Origin of the sequence: Lactiplantibacillus modestisalitolerans (genome assembly GCF_005405425.1) — a bacterium.
GTDB lineage: Bacteria > Bacillota > Bacilli > Lactobacillales > Lactobacillaceae > Lactiplantibacillus > Lactiplantibacillus modestisalitolerans.
Window position 1 is genome coordinate 59,967 of sequence record NZ_BJEA01000001.1, and the last position, 19,635, is coordinate 79,601.

At 35.4% G+C, this 19,635-nt stretch carries 17 protein-coding genes and 3 pseudogenes; 4 read left to right on the top strand and 16 right to left on the bottom strand.

Annotated features, from left to right (window positions below; all coding sequences use genetic code 11):
- Positions 1 to 771: pseudogene (locus FFM79_RS00265) on the bottom strand (IS5 family transposase).
- 116 nt (positions 772 to 887) lie between these two features.
- Here FFM79_RS00265 and istB point away from each other — a divergent pair.
- A pseudogene (istB, locus tag FFM79_RS00270) lies at positions 888 to 1,562 on the top strand (IS21-like element helper ATPase IstB).
- A gap of 41 nt (positions 1,563 to 1,603) precedes the next feature.
- On the opposite strand, the gene FFM79_RS00275 reads toward istB, so the two are convergent.
- The 6 genes from FFM79_RS00275 to FFM79_RS12580 all read right to left on the bottom strand — a co-directional run bounded on the left by FFM79_RS00275 (position 1,604) and on the right by FFM79_RS12580 (position 5,301).
- A complete protein-coding gene (locus tag FFM79_RS00275; RefSeq protein ID WP_174795717.1) occupies positions 1,604 to 1,768 on the bottom strand; it encodes a hypothetical protein in 165 nt (54 codons plus the stop codon).
- Positions 1,769 to 1,963: 195 nt separating this feature from the next.
- Complete coding sequence (tnpC, locus tag FFM79_RS00280) at positions 1,964 to 3,511, bottom strand: IS66 family transposase (protein WP_137641482.1); 1,548 nt, start codon at positions 3,509 to 3,511, stop codon at positions 1,964 to 1,966.
- A gap of 73 nt (positions 3,512 to 3,584) precedes the next feature.
- The gene (gene tnpB / locus FFM79_RS00285; RefSeq protein ID WP_137641483.1) at positions 3,585 to 3,932 is read right to left on the bottom strand and encodes an IS66 family insertion sequence element accessory protein TnpB; all 348 of its coding nucleotides are present in this window, start codon (positions 3,930 to 3,932) and stop codon (positions 3,585 to 3,587) included.
- Positions 3,922 to 4,104: a hypothetical protein gene (locus FFM79_RS00290; protein ID WP_137641484.1), complete on the bottom strand. Its 183-nt coding sequence runs from the start codon at positions 4,102 to 4,104 to the stop codon at positions 3,922 to 3,924. The genes tnpB and FFM79_RS00290 overlap by 11 nt, the downstream gene beginning before the upstream one ends.
- A gap of 283 nt (positions 4,105 to 4,387) precedes the next feature.
- Positions 4,388 to 5,113 carry a beta-1,6-N-acetylglucosaminyltransferase gene (locus FFM79_RS00295; RefSeq protein WP_170177332.1) on the bottom strand — a complete coding sequence of 242 codons (726 nt, stop codon included), beginning with the start codon at positions 5,111 to 5,113 and terminating at the stop codon, positions 4,388 to 4,390.
- Positions 5,114 to 5,160: 47 nt separating this feature from the next.
- Positions 5,161 to 5,301: a hypothetical protein gene (locus FFM79_RS12580; protein WP_170177333.1), complete on the bottom strand. Its 141-nt coding sequence runs from the start codon at positions 5,299 to 5,301 to the stop codon at positions 5,161 to 5,163.
- Between the two features lie 236 nt (positions 5,302 to 5,537).
- Here FFM79_RS12580 and FFM79_RS00300 point away from each other — a divergent pair, with 236 nt between their 5' ends.
- From FFM79_RS00300 to FFM79_RS00310, 3 genes and pseudogenes are all read left to right on the top strand, one after another.
- Complete coding sequence (locus FFM79_RS00300) at positions 5,538 to 5,717, top strand: hypothetical protein (protein WP_137641486.1); 180 nt, start codon at positions 5,538 to 5,540, stop codon at positions 5,715 to 5,717.
- A 4-nt stretch (positions 5,718 to 5,721) separates the two neighbouring features.
- Entirely contained in the window at positions 5,722 to 6,018 is a 297-nt protein-coding gene (locus FFM79_RS00305; protein WP_137641487.1) for a hypothetical protein, read from the top strand.
- 71 nt (positions 6,019 to 6,089) lie between these two features.
- Positions 6,090 to 7,090, top strand: a pseudogene (locus FFM79_RS00310) (IS30 family transposase).
- 170 nt (positions 7,091 to 7,260) lie between these two features.
- Here the strand turns inward: FFM79_RS00310 and FFM79_RS00315 are convergent.
- The 9 genes from FFM79_RS00315 to FFM79_RS00355 all read right to left on the bottom strand — a co-directional run bounded on the left by FFM79_RS00315 (position 7,261) and on the right by FFM79_RS00355 (position 19,634).
- On the bottom strand, positions 7,261 to 8,673 hold the full coding sequence (locus tag FFM79_RS00315; protein ID WP_137641488.1) for a flippase: 1,413 nt from the start codon (positions 8,671 to 8,673) through the stop codon (positions 7,261 to 7,263).
- 531 nt (positions 8,674 to 9,204) lie between these two features.
- Positions 9,205 to 10,323 carry a UDP-galactopyranose mutase gene (gene glf / locus FFM79_RS00320; RefSeq protein ID WP_137641489.1) on the bottom strand — a complete coding sequence of 373 codons (1,119 nt, stop codon included), beginning with the start codon at positions 10,321 to 10,323 and terminating at the stop codon, positions 9,205 to 9,207.
- 1,671 nt (positions 10,324 to 11,994) lie between these two features.
- Positions 11,995 to 13,302, bottom strand: a complete 1,308-nt coding sequence (locus FFM79_RS00325) for an O-antigen polymerase (protein ID WP_170177334.1) — start codon at positions 13,300 to 13,302, stop codon at positions 11,995 to 11,997.
- 73 nt (positions 13,303 to 13,375) lie between these two features.
- On the bottom strand, positions 13,376 to 14,263 hold the full coding sequence (locus FFM79_RS00330) for a glycosyltransferase family 2 protein (protein ID WP_137641491.1): 888 nt from the start codon (positions 14,261 to 14,263) through the stop codon (positions 13,376 to 13,378).
- A 20-nt stretch (positions 14,264 to 14,283) separates the two neighbouring features.
- The gene (locus FFM79_RS00335; protein WP_170177335.1) at positions 14,284 to 15,417 is read right to left on the bottom strand and encodes a CDP-glycerol glycerophosphotransferase family protein; all 1,134 of its coding nucleotides are present in this window, start codon (positions 15,415 to 15,417) and stop codon (positions 14,284 to 14,286) included.
- The gene (locus tag FFM79_RS00340) at positions 15,414 to 16,541 is read right to left on the bottom strand and encodes a glycosyltransferase (protein WP_137641493.1); all 1,128 of its coding nucleotides are present in this window, start codon (positions 16,539 to 16,541) and stop codon (positions 15,414 to 15,416) included. The genes FFM79_RS00335 and FFM79_RS00340 overlap by 4 nt, the downstream gene beginning before the upstream one ends.
- A gap of 15 nt (positions 16,542 to 16,556) precedes the next feature.
- Entirely contained in the window at positions 16,557 to 17,669 is a 1,113-nt protein-coding gene (locus FFM79_RS00345; protein ID WP_137641494.1) for a glycosyltransferase, read from the bottom strand.
- Between the two features lie 18 nt (positions 17,670 to 17,687).
- Positions 17,688 to 18,467, bottom strand: a complete 780-nt coding sequence (locus FFM79_RS00350; protein WP_137641495.1) for a DUF4422 domain-containing protein — start codon at positions 18,465 to 18,467, stop codon at positions 17,688 to 17,690.
- Positions 18,468 to 18,494: 27 nt separating this feature from the next.
- Positions 18,495 to 19,634 (bottom strand): serine hydrolase family protein, encoded by a 1,140-nt coding sequence (locus FFM79_RS00355; protein ID WP_137641496.1) that lies wholly within the window; start codon positions 19,632 to 19,634, stop codon positions 18,495 to 18,497.
- Position 19,635 lies beyond the last annotated feature (1 nt).

Consider the following 19,635-nt stretch of genomic DNA (forward strand, 5'->3'; position numbering starts at 1 on the left):
TCAGATGCAGATAGCGGCAATATAGACGGTCGCAAGAAATACGTGCGCCAACTTTTCATAGCGAGTCGCAATTCGGCGATAGTTGTTCATTTGATTGAAAAAGTTCTCAATCAAATGCCGTTCACAGTAGACGTAGTAATCACACGGCCACTTGTTTTTCGCATTTTCACGCGGTGGGATGGTATAGGTACCGGACTCAGCTGTAATGTACTGCCGTAATTCGGTAGTCCCATAGGCTTTATCCGCAATAACATTGGAAGTTGATAGCTCTAGGGTGGCCAGTAAGGTCTTAGCGGCCCGACTATCGTGTACTTGACCACCAGCTAACAAGAATCGAATTGGGTTGCCTAGCCCATCAACTACTGCGTGTATCTTAGTCGTACGACCACCACAGCTTAATCCAATGGCTTGATTTTCGACCAGATATTTGACGTTTTTTTTGTCCCAGTTGCCTTTTGATGATCCCGAACAATCATTGAGTCCATGCTTAAGTTTTCCATGTCGGGATCATCAATTAATTCGGTAAAAATCTGTTCAAACAGGCTAGACTCAACCCATAAGCGGAACCAACTATAAACGGTTTTCCAAGCGCCGTAACGTTCGGGCAAGTGACGCCAGGCAGCGCCACTACGCATGCATTACCCAGAGAATAGCGTTGAAGACCGTCCGATTATCCATTTTAGCGGGACGACCAGTACAATAGGCTGGGAAGAAATTAACGATTCGTGCCCATTGTTCATCTTCGAGTTCGTAACGTTTGGGAGTTGTCATGGTAAAAACCTCATTTCGTTTTTTCGAAAAATTATACCTGAAATTAAAGTTTTAGGACAGAGCCTAGTAAATTTCAAGAGCTACTAACCAACCTGGAGTCCTTAGGACTCACTAAAATGGCGGCCTATTTGCCTGAGTACGTCGATCAAATAAATTAACAGCAAATGCCCTTTACATAGGCCATGTTGGCGCTAACTAATGCCGAGATAGACTGGAATCAAGAACAGCAGATAGCTCGTATTATAAAGCGTACACGTTTTTCCCAAACTAAAACACTAAAGAGCTTTGATTTTAAGTTTCAGCCTAGCATCAATCAGCAAGAGGTACTTGGTTTTCAAGACTTAGCATTTCTGAAGAAGAAAGAAAATCTAGTTTTTATCGGCAGCCCAGGGGTCGGTAAAACACATTTAGCAATTGGCATTGAGGCCTGCCGTCAAGGTAAACGGGTACTATTCATCAATTGTCATGAACTGTTATTGAGATTACGAACTGCCAATGAGAAAGATATCTTAGAGTGTTGTATTAGCCGATATGCTCGTTATGAGCTTTTGATTATCGATGAAATTGGCTATTTGCCCATCGGGAACGACGAAGCTAATCTCTTTTTTCGGCTCATAAATGCCCGTTATAAACAACATTCGACGATTATAACCAGTAACAGCGATCTTTCCGGATGGGTAGAAATACTTCAAAATCCGGCAGTTACAGCGGCTATTCTTGACCGCTCAGTTCACCATGTGCATGTTGTAAAGATCACCAGAAAGTCTTATCGATTAAAAGGTGTTAATTAACCGCCCAAACCTACATTTTTAACCCGCCATAAACCTGCATTTTATAACTGCCCTTGACAGCCACATTCTTTCAGCCGGCAAATGACGGTTTCAAAACGCTTAGAAACTTTCTTTAGTTTAGCGTTAGCTAAACCAACTAGTACCGAAACCGCGATTTGTTTTTGATGAACATCAATTCCGGCCACACTTTCAGCAACGACTTCCATAAAGTTCACCTCCGAATAAGTTTGAAAGCAGTAGTTTCAGTTATTGAGGGTTGAAATTTTATTTACGCGTACGAAACGACAATTGTAAGCAGTAAATAACCGGACGTCTTGCTTTTCTCTTCGTTTTGTTATCATTATTCAAAAAAGGTCCTGGAATTTCTCGTTTTGAGAAGTTCCAGGACCTTTACGGCTGTTCTAGGCAATGCAGGCTGCTCGATCAACCTTCCTGTATTCTGTTTTTACTGTCACCGCTGGTTGTCGTCGATAATTCCATGGCAAATAAACCGCCAGCTGTTCCGTTTTTGGAAATGCTGGCAGTGTGCGACAAGCAGTTAATAAATCAACTAAGTATTGGCGTGGATCGATATGATTAGCCTTGGCACTTTCAATCAAAGTCATCCAAAGCGCAGTTGAATTGGCACCTTGGGTACTGGTACTAAACAGCCAGTTTTTTCGACCGATTACTAAGCTCTTCATATTGCGCTCGGCGGCATTATTGCTCCAATCAATGACGCCGTCATTGATGATTCGGTCGAGATTGGCCCGTTGGCTTTGTGCATAGGCAATCGCTTTACCCAGCCGTGACTGTGGTAAAGTTTCAGTTTGATCCACCATGCGCCAAAAACGTTTGAGGATTTTCCTCAAACGGCTACGCCGTCGCCGACGACGAACTCGTGGCGAATACCGGCGCCATTCCCGCTCCAGCGCAAACATCTGATTGATCAACTGAAGGATTTTGTCGGCGACCTTAATGTGGACTGCGGCAGTATCATAGAATTTACGCCGGACGTGTGCCCAGCACCCCATTCGTTGGATACTATTCCCTAAAAGGTTATAGCCACTATAGCCATCGCATTGCAGGACGCCCTGATAATTCTGATATAAGTGTTGCGCAAAAGCGCCCGAACGAGTGGCACCATAGGCATAGTAAACCACAGGGTTCGGTTGTTTAATGGGCGTCCTAGCGACCCACATATATGATTTTGCTGTCGCCGCTTTACCAGGTTCTCGCAAAACTTCCATCGGGGTTTCATCACCCTGCAGGTGATGACTTAGGCCAAGCTGACGGTGAAGTTCATCGTAGAGCGGTTCAAGTTTCTGTGCCGCTTTAATGACCCAATTAGTTAAAGTTGCCTCCGACGTTCGGTAACCTAACCGAGCCATTTCTGGCAGCTGTCGATATAACGGTACCCCTAATACAAATTTACGATAGAGGACTTCCGCTACTAATGAAGCTGAAGCTAAGCTATGCGAAATCAAGGCCGGTGGCACTAGTGACCGAAATAATCCAGCCGTCGCGGTAGCGTCGGCGCAATCGGCACACTTGTAAGTGCGCACATAAATCTTATTCAGATAAAGCCTAGCCGGAATTAACTTTAGCTCTTCACGTACAAATTTCTTGCCAACCGGAGTGATGTTAACGTGTCCTACCGGACAGGTTTCATCAGTGGGCTCCAGAATGGTAATGCGAACTGGCACATTTTTAGCTACTTGCGTCTGCCGCATTTTTTTCGGCGCTTTTTTTGGCTGTACTTGATCTGATGTGGAACTGCTTTGGTCGCCAGTTTGCTCTGGCTCGGTAAAAACACTCGTATCTTGATCAAAGAGTGAAGTCTGGTTCGGATCTACTTTTTCGGATTTACTCGCGTATAATTTACGCGTTAGGAAAGCCACTTGTTCCGTCAGTAATTTAATCTGCGCTTTAAGTTCCTGAATTTCTTGGTCCTTTTCCGCTTCTGCCATTGATGTCACCTCCTTCGGACTAGCTTTGTTATCATTGAGTTTACCACTTAGTCGGTCAATTAAGAAGCTACTTTTAATGTCCGGGTGGACATATTTTATGCACGGTCGGGTCTAGCGCCCAACCACTCAATAGCCGGACTAATTGTCGTGGATCTAGTCGCCGAATAGCGAGCTGATTTGTGGGCCATTGTAACCGACCGTTTTCCAAGCGCTTGTATAACAGTAAAAAACCATCACCATCCCAGTAAAGCGCCTTGAAACGGTCTTTACGAGTACCACAAAACAAGTATAAGGCTTGCGAATAGGGGTCTAGGGCGTACTGCTCTTCAACGATGCCCGCTAGGCCATCGTTGCCTTTACGCAGATCAGTTTTACCGCAAACTAGAAAGATTTGTTCAATCTGGCTAGTGTCAATTATCATGGGCAAACACCGCCTTCATTAAGGCATCTAAAATATAGCTATTGATATGGTTGTACACGATCACTGACTTATTGTTATCAACTTTGAGTTGTAATGCTTTAGTTGGTCGGGCAGTTGGTGCCGTGACCGTGTGGCCGACCTTTACTTGTACAATATCTGGTTTATCCATCAAAAATACCTCACCATTTATCTGATGAGGTAATGATAGTGCATCTTGAGGCCGCTGAGAATACGGTCAGTTATTTACTGCTTACCGACAATTGATTAATCTCACGAACTGAAAGCCATCGATTTTTTGGACGGGCTTAAATCAGCACCAATAAGAACACGATGAACAAACAACCGCTTCCACAGCCATTATAGCCGAGAAAGCGGTTGTTTCATATTACGATTACGAGGGTCGAGCGAAGCGACACCCTCAGATGGTTTTTTTGATTTTTAACCAGGTGTTAATTTTATATGTGGTTGATTGATTTTAGAACTTCTTCAATTATTTGTGCATCTAAGTCTGGAACAAATTTTCTGGCGAATAACAAGTCTGAATCCATAATTTGGGAGTAGTTTTTCATAGTTAGGTTAGTGGGTTTATGTGATGTCCAATCCCAAATAATTAGCCTTTGATTTGCTTCACGTGATGGCCCATCTTCATATCTTTCCTTATCGTCATATCTATTAAAATAAAGTCGTCTTTTGAAGTTTGAGTTTTCAACAATAGTTTGAAGGAATAATTCATCTCCATTGGCGGTGAAATTAAAAGTCTTTTGAATCCATGGTTTCTTACTAACGACATACCGAGCTAAGTCATCAGTTATACTAAACCAGTTAGAGCCCATCTGGAATTTAACGAAGGACTTTCTGATCCTATTTACTCCAACCATTTTTTGAAGCTTAACTATTAGCTTTTGAACAATATACAAAGTTCTATTATATCTCAAATCCGATTTTTGAAATAGATAATAATATTTTACTCTCTCGAGTTTATCAGGAAGAATGTTTTTAGCTTGAAAATTAATAAATTCTTTGCCATTATTTTTTTTGAAAAATTCGTGTATATAGTCTTGACTTTTTATCGGAAGATCCGCACCAGATAATAAGTGATAATAATCATAATGATTGTTCTTTATGGCTGCTTCTAATAAATTCAGTTCGCTAGTGATTTGTGAATAGCGTCCCCAAAACACTGCGACATTGTCGACAAATATAAGATTAGATAAATGAATATTTTCAGCTAATTTTTTTTATCAACATTACTGGCCTTTTTGTCTATATGCAAAAAAACATCATTTCTACTGTCGTCAATAGCCGCCAATAATTTTTCGACAAATTCAAAGTTATTGTATGCTTGTATTAAATATGCATGTTTTCCCATTTTTATCCCCTTATTAAAACTTTGTGATTATATTATAAACATACCATCTTTTAAGCCACTTTTTAAGCTAAAATTATAAGTCTGCTAAAATCCTAGGGGAGTATAGAATATCTTGTGTAAACATTAATTCATTTGAACAGTAGAAAAGTAGTAAACAGCAAATAACTGACCGTATTTTCAGCGGCCTTAAGATGCACTATCATTACCTCATCAGATAAATGGTGAGGTATTTTTTGATGGATAAGCAACCAGATATTGTACAAGTAAAGGTCGGCCACACGGTCACGGCACCAGCTGTCCGACCAACTAAAGCATTACAACTCAAAGTTGATAACAATAAGTCAGTGATTGTTTACAACCATATCAATGGCTATATTTTAGATGCCTTAATGAAGGCGGCAGACGCAAGTAACTAAAAATGTGACAGTTCGCATTACCATTCTGGAGCCCACTGACAAAACCTATCCGGCAGGACACGCTAACATCACTCCGGTTAGCAAGAAACTTGTACGTGAAGAACTAAAGTTAATTCCGGCTAGGCTTTATCCGAATAAGATTTATGCGCCAAGTGTGCCGATTACGCCGACGCCAGCCTTGATTCCGCATAGCTTGGCTTCAGCTTCATTAGTTGCGGAAGTTCTCTATCGTAAATTCGTATTAGGGGTACCTTTGTATGACGATTTTACAATTGAAGTGCAACAAATTAAGAAGACATAAAGAGAAGACTCATGGCCTGAGTCCTGTAAAATAAAGTCACCATAACTAATATTAAAAGGAGACCTCAGGCCATGAATCTATACACCCATCTTACCTTAAAAGACCGCGAACAGATACTATTAGGTATCGCAGCTAAGGAAACTTGCCAAGTTATCGCTGATCAGATTGGTTACTCAAAAGCGACGGTATCACGCGAAATTAAGCGGAATGGTTGTCGAGCCGATTATTCGTCGGTAGACGCCCAGAAAAATTACCAACAACACAGTTTAAAAAGCTGCCGTCCAAGACTACTAACTAACCTTGAATTACGTAATTTTGTCTTAGAATGTGTTCTATACCGGCACTGGTCACCCGGACAAATTGCTGGGCGACTGTCTTTTGAGCATAGTGACTGGAAAATCAGCTATAACACGATTTATCGTGGCATTAGACTTAATAATTTAGGCGTTAAGACTAAAAGTCATGGTGCGCGTGGGTTTGCACGTAAATTGCGGCATCGTGGAAAGACCCGGAAAGTCAAAGACACCATTAACGAACGACACGGGCGCTTCAACGACGTACCATTAATTCATGATCGACCGGTCTCTTGCAAAAATCGCACCCGTTTTGGCCATTGGGAAGGCGACACCGTTCGCGGAAAAACGGGGCGCTCTGCTTTGTGGTGACCCTTGTTGACCGTAAGTCACGGTATCTATTAGCTCAACGGGTTTCAAAAGTAAACGCTAAAAACGTTACGCAAGCCATGATTGATCTATTACACACTGTGACGCCGAAACTAGTACGAACGCTTACACCAGACCGTGGAACTGAATTTGCGGGTTACCGCGAAGTTGGTCAGGAGCTTGAGATTCAGGTCTATTTTCCGGATCCCCACGCGCCACAACAACGTGGGACTAATGAAAACACTAATGGCCTCATTCGTGAATATTTTCCGAAAGATACTGATTTAGACAAGTTGACCGATCAGGAGATTACGAAATTCGTTAATGATTTGAACAATCGACCACGTAAGGTCTTAGGCTGGAAGAGTCCAACTGAAGTTTTCTTTAGAAAAAAGTTGCACTTGGTCTGACAATTCGTCACTAACAAAACGAAGAGAAAAATAAGACGTCCGGTTATTTACTGCTTACAATTCGTCGCTTAAAAAAGCATCTATACTGGCATAAATGCTTCTAAAGATTCTATCAACTTCACTTGACGAAGAACCTTTATTACGAACTGGTGCCACACGTATTCAGGATATCATTTTTTTAAAAAATTAATTTTTTTTAAAATGTCTGGTTGTAAAATCAAAAGAACGCCCACATAGCACAAAATACCCACAATAATTTGCTCAATCAAGCTCACTGTAGATATTTTCATATTAATATTAAGTCTGTATACTATAATAAACATAAATATCCCAGAAGCACTATATTTCATTAAATTTTTGAATAATTGTTTCATTTTTAAAATTTTTCGCACTTTAATTAATTGATAAGTCGTTACAACCATTTCAGATAAAAGCGTAGCTACCATTGCCCCTTGAACCCCCATTACAAGGATTAATGGTACATTCACAATAATGTTAGTTACAGCTCCCAAAACAACTGATTTAGTATAAGTCCCCATTTTTTTAGTTGGTAGCAAAAATTGCTGCCCTATCACATTACTTAAACCAATTAAAATAATGACTGGTGCTTCAATCATTAATAAATGATTCACTAAAGAAAATTGTTCACCAAAAAACCACGGCGCTAAAGTGGTCGCTAATGCAGCAATTCCAAATGACATCGGAATTGAAACTGACAACACAAAGTCAAATGATGTATATAAATACCCTTTTACTTGCTTAATTTCTTTTTTAGCATACAGATTAGCAATATGCGGCAACATTACAGTTCCCGTCGAAGTCACAATAGCTAAAACTAATTTCACTAACTTATCTGAATAATCATAAAATCCTGATGCAGAAACCGAGTCTAACTTCCACAACATAGTTTTATTTAAGGCTAAATAAATTGTCGTTGCCACCTGCGGAACAAACAATAGAAGGGACGCTTTTAAATGACTAAAAACTTTAAGCTGTCGAAATTGTGGCTTATTAACCAGTCTTGGTAAATAAGTCCAAAGCGTCATATTTCCTAATAACTGTGAAATCGATAGTATTAAAATATAAACACCAACATCATTTTTTGTCTTCACCAATGTAAAGATTGCAATTAACGAAAGTAACTTAATCAGCATATTTCGTAATACTGTTTTTTTGAAATCTTCAAGGCCCATGAAAAACCAAGAAATGTCAAGTGCACCAGCAATTATATAAAAAGATTGATAAAAAAAATAGATTTTTAAATCACTTTGGAAATATAAAAATAATAGAAAAGCAACATATGCTAATGAAATAGTAATTAATTGTAAAAATTCAATCTCCCAAAAAGTCTTAGACCGTTTCTCAATATTATCACGAATAATGGCAATTTCTCTATTACCATAAATCGTTATTCCAACAGTTCCAGCCAACAAAAAATATGTAATTACCGAGTTTGTAGTTGCATTTATTCCCACACCAGTTGGACCAAGAACACGGGAAATATACGGCACAGTTACTAATGGAGTTATCAAAGTTAAAATATTATACCCAACATTATATAAATAATTCTTAACGATTTTCATCTATATCCTCACATAACTAAAGTCTTATTCTCTAATTTAAAATTTAAGCACAATATTAAAAATCAGGCCACAAAGACCCGTTCTTAAATTTGTGACGAATTTAAGAACGATATGTCCTCATGACCCAATTTAGTTTACTGTATCATTACAAACAATTCTAGGTTGCTAATCGAGTCCTAATTAATAATTGGTTAAATGCCCAAAAATCCAAACGCAATTTATACCACAGACTAAGCACAATTGGCTACAAGATTTAACCTTAATCAAGAATAAACTACTTAACTAATAATCTTAACAACCATAAAATGTACCTTATACAGAACTCTGTTCAGCTTTTCTTATCATTTTACAAATATTATCAATCACGATTAAGTTTCGGTTATTCAAGTCACAAAATAAAGGACAGATTACCGTAATAAAAAATTACATTCCAGATACCAATCCAACAAAATGCGCGTCAGCCAAATGTTATCAAACAAACAGTACAACCAAATTACCCACTACAACGCACACCATTAAACATAGCTTACACTATTCACCAAACTCTTTTTTTACACTATTCAAAGCAGCCATAATTGTTTGATCCATATTATAATATCTGTATTGTCCTAAGCGCCCACCAAAAATCGTATTTTTAGCTTTTTTCTGTGCCATCTCTGCATACTTCGTATATAATGCTTTATTAGACCGATTATTGATTGGATAATAAGGTTCATCTCCGCGTTTCCATTCATGTGGATATTCACGCGTTATAACGGTTTTATTTTTATTACCCTTACCAAACTCAAAATGCTTATGCTCAATAATTCGAGTAAAGGGTGTTTCTGCATCAGTATAATTCACAACCGCGTTACCTTGAAAATCATCAGTATCTAAAACCGAGGTTGAAAATCTTAAACTACGGTATTCCAACTCTCCAAACTTATAGTTGAAAAATTCATCAATCATACCAGTATATACAATTTTGTCAAAACATGAATCATATTCATCTCTGTTTTTTAAATAATCTACACCAGTTCGCACATCTATAAAAGGGTGATTTAATAATTTACTTATTATTTGAGTATAGCCACCAACTGGGATTCCCTGATACGGGTCATTAAAATAGTTATTATCATAAGTTAATCTAACTGGCAAACGTCGAATTATAAAAGATGGCAAGGTATTTGCCGGTTGCCCCCACTGTTTTTCAGTATACCCTTTTACAAGCTTTTCGTATACATCTAATCCAACTAATGAAATGGCCTGCTCTTCTAAATTTTGTGGATCACCATCTAACTTTACACTTGCCTTTTGCGAATTTATCTTATTACGGGCCTCTTCTGGAGTTACTACCCCCCACAATTTATTAAACGTATTCATATTAAATGGTAAATTATATATTTCACCATGATAGTTTGCAATCGGTGAATTTATATAATTATTAAATTCCGCAAACTGATTAATATATTCCCAAATTTTTCGCATTTTTGTATGAAAAATATGCGCCCCATACATATGAACTTGAATTCCTTCAATTTCTTTAGTATAAATATTTCCGCCAATGTGATCACGCTTTTCGATTACAGTTACATGCTGGCCACGTTTAGCTGCTTCATGAGCAAAAACAGCCCCAAATAAACCAGATCCTACTATCAAATAATTCGACATAAATATCTCTCCTCGTATATTTAATATAAACAAATAAAATTAGACCATTTTATGGTTTGGGCGTTGCGTGCTGTCTCATTAGATCTAAGTCCAACTAGTATATAGTTTCATCTCTCATAGCTAGATGCTTTAGACTACATAGATAGTCTACCGCCAGATAAAATCGTTCATTACAAACCACAAACCGTCGTGCACTAGCTTTTGGTAGTGACTCGCATATCACTACGCAGCTCAAAAAATAGCAGTAACTTCCAAGATTGCAAGGCTATATTCATGGCTTCATTGGCTAAAGGATAACATGCAGCGCCCAAGCTTAGACCAATTAATCAAGCAAGAAAGGAAATCCAATCCTATAAACTTGAATATTAGTATTGCTAAAACTAAACTCGATTACTATGACTTGAACAGTGATCATCAGATTTTGTTTCAAGATGAAGCTTCTAATCAACCAAGTAGTGTCCAAGCAAAAGGGGCATTATATCGACTGATCATCAACAGAAATTTGATTAAATTATCATTGATATGGAAGTGACGCAGTCCATAACGTTCTACAAAACTATGAATTTAATCAGAACATCGAACACGAGCGTTAAACTTTAAAGTGGTTACCCCCACGGTTCAGCAAGGTTTACGATAATAAAAAAACTAATCGGATTAATGCCAAAAGCATTGCCGAATTTATCTTGTTAAGACGTTACCAGATCCCGATTGTCTGTGAAAAAAGCACTTGGTATTACAGCGTTTAGCATTTACGTTGTTAAGCAAATTGCCGATAGTAAGAGCCACTTTCTAAACAACTTGTACTTTAAATTGAACACGATCAATACTGAACTATCTCTTCAATATTTGGTAATGCCATGATGATTTCCTTAACTGATGAGCGTTATTCGCTAGACGAAACTGTCACCTTACCTTACCTTTGGATGAGCAGTAAACGAGTTAAATCTGCCTAGCTGTAGTCGCTTTTGCAATCCCGAAGAGATTTCAAAGGCTTTTAAGTACGCCAATGAGATTCGTATGTATCAATAACAATTAAAGTTACTAGATAAATACATCACTGATCTTTGTCAAACGTTAACTGGGACCTCTTCAAGTGTAGTTCTAATCTATAGTACCCGTATCATTGCGTAAATTGGTCAAAATAATCTCTTCACCAAACAAACTAAAAATCGCAAAGTACGCTACACTAGCATAGCTCCGCCATCAGCCCAGTAATACAGACCAACAAGCAACTCCCCGTGCTCGGATAAGTAATCAATGTCCACAGTATTACTTAATTGAAGCTACCAATTCAATAAAATTGTAAGATTTCGTCTTTGCACAATATTATAAATAAAATATCAGGAAGTACCCAAGTATTAACATATGCTAGTGTCTTAACGGCCCGCAAGTTAGTCTGTGTAACTTTCATACTTTGAATAAATACGAACTGTATTGAACTGCAAAAATAATCCAGCGCGAATGCCAAACCCAAAAATATAAAAAATCCTTTTCGTTCTAAGAGAGTAACTTACCAGCCGCACGTGAACTGACTTTACACGTAACTCGCAATAAAACTAAAACTACCGTTTTAGTTAAGAAAAAATGTGACAAAGAACTCTGAATATCATCACAAACACAAACCAAGAAAAATATAGACTAAAAAATAAACAAAAAGCAATACTCTTTACATTAATCTTTATACCAGCTAATTTTAATTAGCGACTTACCACACAAAAACCAATTCAAAAGGATCCATATAACTATTATCTCAAAAAAAGAAAAATTAAACATATTTTCATAAAATTTATTTGAAAAAAATGAAAAAGCAAGCGCTGAGAATATTCTCGCATAAACTAATACAGAAATCGGAACTCCCTGATTAAGTCTGAATCGTTTGAATTTTTCAAAAAACACTTGACTAATAAATGCCATTAGAGATACAAGAATGGGAACTCCAATATAACCAAAATCATAGAGATACGAATAAAAAACCGTGTACACATTTCCTAAACTATAACCATTCACACTTAAAAACGGCAAATCAAACTGTAATATACTAGAATCGATTCCAATATAAGGCGAAATAGTTTTCCATATATACATAAAAGTCTGTTCACCAAAAAAGCCATTTTGAATTGGAAAAACTGTTTGAAGGAAAATATCCAAATTTTTAATCTCGGCTCCTAAATATATTGCAAGATAATAGGTAAATGAATATTCACTCGTGTTTCTCCCTAAAAGATTAGCAAAGCCTTGAAAAACCAGTATAACCGCCGCTGCAATTCCAACAATTCCAAAAATTAGCTTAATGTTATTCTCGGATTTCCAAGATTTCTTCTTTTTATAGAGAGCGTATAAAAAAACAAATAGGCCTATCAAAATAGTCATTGTTCCGCCACGAGATCCCAACATTAAATCACTAACCACACTCAATAAAATAACTACTAAATATAAATAGTTTATTTTCTTTCTGTATACAATATCTTTCATAAATAGAAAACCAACAAAATAACCAACTGCTCCAGTAAACAATCTCATTAAGTTCAATATTCTTGGTAAACTCAAATCTACAGTATTAGTTGGGCTAATTGATAATGCTCTATACAAAGCTATTGAATTCGAAAGGCCATTAGATGGTGTAATACGTTGAATCTCATAAATAGTAAATAACACTGTTACAACTTCCACAAATATAATAGGCAGTATTTTAAAATTTGAAATCGTTTTTGGATCAACAACATTCTCTGTTAAATTCATATCAAGGTTATAAGAATAATACTGATGTACAACGCTCGAAACCACCACAAATAACAACGTTCCTAAACTAATAACCAAAAATGTATTTAGATGCAAATCAAGAGCCCATTTATTTCGATAAAGAAAAGCACAAATACAGCCAAGTAACAGAGACCCTGAAAATATGACAGATGGTGCTAACAATTCTCGATTATTTAAAAAATAACTTGCAACAAAGCATCCAAATAACCAAATTAACAATGAAAGAATTATACACCACCCCCTAACAATACAATATTCTTATTTTGTACAATTCTCATTATTCTAAACACTTTTATTGATTATAATATTTAATTTGTGGATTGAAAAAGAATCCTGCCAATATTCCTTTATACAACACTCTAAACTTTGACCATTTAAATTTACTATTTCCAAACAGCAATTTAAACGATGTAATGATAGACTTTATTATATATTTAGTCAATCTGTTATCTTTACGCGCATTGTAAAAAGAATTTCTATAACTAAAAAAATAACGACCTACTTTTGATTTTACGGATTCATTTATAATATCTACATTTAAATTTTGTAAGGTCTTATGTAAAACATGGCTACTAGCAACAAAATACCCAGGGGCTATTCTGGCAAGTCTTGATGTATACTCCGTATCGTCTCCCCATATAAAAAATTCTGCTATTGGTAAGCCAACGGAGATAACATCAGTTCTTTTAATTAATACAGAAACGAATGTTCCTGACATTACTTCAATTAATCCATCATCAACCCTATCAGACCAATTTTCTCCAGTCATAAGCTGATTCATTTTAGCAGGCGCCCCATCTTTCCAACGGACATTACTAGATAGAAATCCCCAATTTGAATTTAACTTTTGATCAGAAATTAACAATTGTTCCAGCGCATTATCCTCAGGAATAGTATCATCATCCATAATCCAAAAAAATTCTCCGCCCAAATTCATAGCAAATTTAACGCCTTCTGAAAAGCCACCAGCACCCCCAAAATTTTCACTCAACCGCTTATATACAACTTGCTTATCTGAATAGAACTCATCCATCATATATTTTTCAGTGCCATCAGTACTCTTATTATCTATAACTAATATTTTTTTTAACTTAACTGTCTGTTTCTTTAAAGATTTTATACACTCTCTCAAATACTTTAAGCGATTATAAGTAACCACAATTGCAATGACATCTTTCATATAAGTTCACTTCCTAATTATTAGCATATTTGTTTTTTAATTATATCTACTACACGTTGACTCGCGTTTCCATCTTCTAATAAATGTAATTTTTTATAAAATTTATCCAGTTCAGTATGGTACTGCTCTGTATTAAAACCAATTATATTACTAGACAATTCATGTAAATTATTCGCCACTTTAAAAGGAAGTTCCTCTATCTCAAAATAAGTACTACGATATTTAAGATAATCGTCAATATCTGGCATATATAACAAAACCGGTTTTTTTGTAAGCGCAAATTCAAACATTGATGATGAATAGTCCGTAATTAAAACGTCCGCAACACTAAAAAGCTCTATTATATCTGGAAATTGGGTTGCGTTGATTACATTTTTGCTAATTTTAATATGCTCGTCCTTAATATTCGGATGTAATTTAACAATAACATTCCAATCTCCTCCAAATCGCCTTTCAAGAGAATTGATAATTGAACTAAAATTAATATTATACACACTTATATCCCCACTATCTCTAAACGTTGGCGCATATAATAAATATTTTACATTCGTTTTTAAATTAAGCTTTTGCTTGGCCTCATCATGAAATAAACTATCTTTTGAAATTAGTTTATCTAATCTTGGTGACCCCGTTTTGATTACTGGTCCATCATACCAAAAAGATTTTTTGATAATTTCTTTCCCCAAGTCACTATTTGTGAGTACACAATCTATCAATTGCGAATCATGCTTTGCTATATTTATATATTTTGTAGAAAGAGACTCTGCAATATCATGCTCTATTCCCTTAAATGGAATTGCTCCATGCCATGTTTGAATGTAGTATTGCCCTTTGCGTTTAACAATAAAATCTTGTTTTCTAGTATTATCCACCCATACACGTGCTGTTGAAAGTTCAAATAAATACCTAAGAGTATTGTATTTAACATACCTAATTCCATCAGGAAGATGTATACGTTTAGTATTTCTTAGCACAACAACACAATCAACAGCCAAATTTTCTTTTAATAATTCTTCTGCAATATATTTAGGGTTATCAGAAAAAGATCCTGCAGAAAAAGATGAAAATACAACTTTATTATTTTTAATTGGAAATAGTCCAAATAACTTCATAATCAGAGTTAAAATAGGCTTGATTTTTTGCTTTATTTTCATTCTTTCTCCTTTATCATTGAGCATAATCTTATATATTGATCTTCAACTTCTGAAACTGTATCTTGTAAAAGATATCCCGCATCTGAAAATTCTTTATCGATAACTTCATATTCTTTAGCGTCAGACGATATAACAAGTCCTTGATCAATAGCCTTTACCCAATCTATCGGATTACTATCCAAACTGATAAAAGAAACTTTACCGGTAATATCTAAATTATGATCTACAGTATTTGACGCAACAATAGGTACTCCTGAAGCTTGTGCCTCCATTCCTACAAATGGTAAACCTTCATATAGTGAAGGCATAACTAAAACATCAATTACTTGCAATAGCTTAGGAATATCATTACGATTGCCCAAAAAACAAACGTTTCGACTCATTCCCTGGCTATTGGCCTTTTTAATTAATTGTTGCTTTAAGCTACCATCACCTATAATCAGTAAAAGTGAATTTGGATGTGTAATCAAAAATGATTTAAATATATCCAATAAGAATGTATGATTCTTTTGCTTTTCTAATCGAGCTATACTGCCTAAAACTATCTGATCATCAGAAATATTTAACGCTTTTCTATACTCACTTCTTACATCATTAGTAAAGCGATATTTTTTTGTGTCAATTCCGTTTTGAATAACTGTAACATTATATTTTCTTGCGTAATTATTACCAAACATCCACCTACTTGCTTTATCAGAACAACTCCATCTTGCAGCAGTTGTTACTTGTTGAAATGGACGAAGCATATAATGCAACATCCGTGAATCATCACTACCGTTATGACTATGAACTATTAGTTTTGTTTTTCTAAGAAAGGCAACAGGCCAAGCATATAAAAAAGTCTTGGCAGAGCATTCGTTGATATGAACAACATCATATTTGTTTTTTGCGTAAAAATATATAATATTAGCCAACCATTTTAATGGCTTATGCCGTACTGAATTAACGTAAAAAACTTTATGTACATTAGTTTTAATTATCTCAGCATATTTATCGTTTGGCCTTTGGTACAATAATAAATCGACCTGAAATTCTGTTTTGTCAATATTTTTTAACAAATTTGTTATAAACGTCTCAACACCACCGATTCCACTAGTCATTCCAATTAATAATATTCTTTTCATCGTCCCAAGCCCCACCTATAAATTACTCAACAGCCTTAAAAAAAAATTCCCTGTCTGATCAATTGAATACCCATTACTTTGAATGATACCCGCATTAATATCAGATACTTTCTTTGATCGCTTAAATTCAAGACTACGAATCTTATTTACCCATAAGTCTAAATCACTCAATGGCAAAGCAACAGCACTGGAGGTCTGTTGTACATCACTTGGTATTGTAGTTGAGCACAATGCTGGCAATCCGTTAACCTGCGCTTCTAACATAGAATAACCAAATCCTTCGTTTTCAGAGGGAAATACAAAAACATCCATCGCCGAATACCACTCATTAATATTTGTCTTTACACCAAAAAAATGAACATAATCAGTTAAATTCAGTTCGTTTGTCCTCTGTTTTAGTTCATTCAAAAGAGGTCCTTGACCAAAAATACATAATTGAAAACAAGTATCAGCCTTACGTAATTTTTTTAACAAATCTAAAGTAAAAAAGGGGTTTTTTAATGGTGTTAAAGTACCTACAAAGCACAACAATTTATCATCTTTAGTAAAACCATTAGCACTTCTAATTTTCATACGATTATTCATACTATATTTAAATTTGGACACATCTATACCATTTCTTAGAATATGAACATCACTTGCTTGGCCGAACATCCATAATGCTGCTTGTTTTGACACAGCTACTTTTAAATTACCATAACGATTAAAAATAACTTTTCCTACTTTATTTAAAAAATCCAAAACAATTTTTTCAAGACCATGGGGCCTTTTACTATAAAATGCACTATGACTTTGTATAACAATCCGCGCATCCGTATACTTTCGTGCCATTAATACAGCCCAAAAATTCCATGCAGAAGAATAATTAAAATGAATTATATCAAAATCATTATGATGCTTTTTAAAAAAAATCATCCACTCGTAGCAATGCTTAACTAAGCTAGCCCTTACCGGTGTAATGTCAAATTTATCCCAACTTTTATTATTCAATACGGTATCTAACTCATGCTTACCAGAATACGAAACACAACTAACATTGAAATCTTGTGCCTCTGAATAAAGTGAAAGAATATAACCGGTAAGTCCACTCCCCTTTTGATAATCACCAACTACTAAAATCCGCTTCATCCTAATCCCCCTAATTAACTAAAAATGCGTTTCAGTTCCGCCAGGCTTAAATTTCCGATATACCAAATAAACAATTTTTTTTATTAAATGTTTTCTACCTAATTGCTTCCATCGAACTGTATCATACTTTATATTATTAGTTTCAATCCAGACATCCATCAATAATTCAGACAAATACCCGAACACTCTTTTTTCTTGTACAGAATATTCACTAATATCTATTTTAGACTCAACTTCAAAAAGCACTGAAAAAAGCCATGAACTATATTGATTAAAAACTGCCTTTTTCATTATAAACATATTAAACATATGGGCACTGCGTTTTTTCATAACACGAATAAATGAATCATAGTACTTAGGATAAGTATCTTTAATGACTTCCTCCAACACCTTTAACGGCTCCGCATTATGTGCATGAATATAATGAGAATAGTTTGTCTCTATAATGTAGTATCTTTTTTTGGGTAACAACACATCATTCCCACTCAGCATTTTTTCTATATCTCGCTGATTTAGCACATTTCGAAATCCACGTCCCCAACCCTTACAGAACACTCTTCGATAATGCATCAACCCAATTGCATCTATGTTATTCATATTCTTCCACGCCCAATAAATAGCCGTCAATTCATTATAGTTAGGATTCTTATTTGAAATATTCTCTCCAGAATCATCTCGTTGATACTTTATTTCTGGTTTAAAATTTTGGGTTGCGCCAACTAATATTGGTAAATATAATTGTTTATCTGCAGGCATTGGAAATTTTTTGTGTGCTGCTATAAGTACCTTAACCTTGATGTTAGTACATCTCCTTTTGTATTATACTTAGTTATTAGAAATAAAGTTCCAAAGCTTACGCGCCAGTTCATCATTAGACACCGCCCTGTTGGGATAATTTGAGGCGATTAAAACTATTTTACTTCCTGATAAATCTGAATATAAATGTATACTTTGACCAGAATCATGACTTGAAAAACTGTAGTAATCATTCAGAAACATGTTTTTAGGTCGTGAACTATTACAGATTGATCGAAAAAGTCTGTTATATTTTTCTTCAAAAAAAAGATTTTTTAAAATTCCCTCATGTACTTTAAGAATATCCGCAATAGACATCCTTAATTGTGAACTTCCTGGGATAACTGGCTCTTTTTTAATTATATTTTTTTGCTTTACCTTACTTCCTTCTTTTAAGTAACTATAACCACTAACATCATTTGCAAACACATTACTAGCAGAATATGCACGTGTATCTGAAGCTTCAACTTTCTTAACTAATAATCTATTTAACGTTTCAATATAACTCAAATGGCTTATTGCAGTAATCAGTCTTTGCTTAATAACAGTATCAACACACTTTTTTCCTGGGTTTTCCTTATCAATCCTACCATCATACAATTCAAAATCATTTGAATAATTATCTGATCTATAATAATGTATCTTTCCAAATAACAAATCGTTAACACTAATTTTACTGGATTGCTTTAAATTTGGTAAATATTCGGATAATTTATCCTGTAAAATAAGTTTTTTATGCTGTATCATTTCAACTAAAATAGCATTATTTATATAATCTTGATATTTACCAACTAAAAATGAACTATCATATTTAAATCCTTCTTTTTTTTGTGCATTGGCAAAACCAAGTGCTCCAGAAAAAACAATCTCACCGTCACTAACACCAACATAAGCACCTTTGTACTGAGAATTATCTAATTTTTCGGTATTGCTGTCCAATAATACCCGAGCGTTTTTCTGAACTCTAATATTTGTCCCTAACCTTAGGGTACTCGATAAACCTTCTTCTAGGCTTGTTTTTTTAATGCTTTGTACCTCTGAATAATCGTCTTCTCTATTTGTATCATCTTTTATTGCTTCATTCTTATATATAATAAAAACAACTTCAAATATTATTAAACAAATCAAAAGGAAAATTAGTAGTTTTCTTTTTGAAATTAACAATTTCATA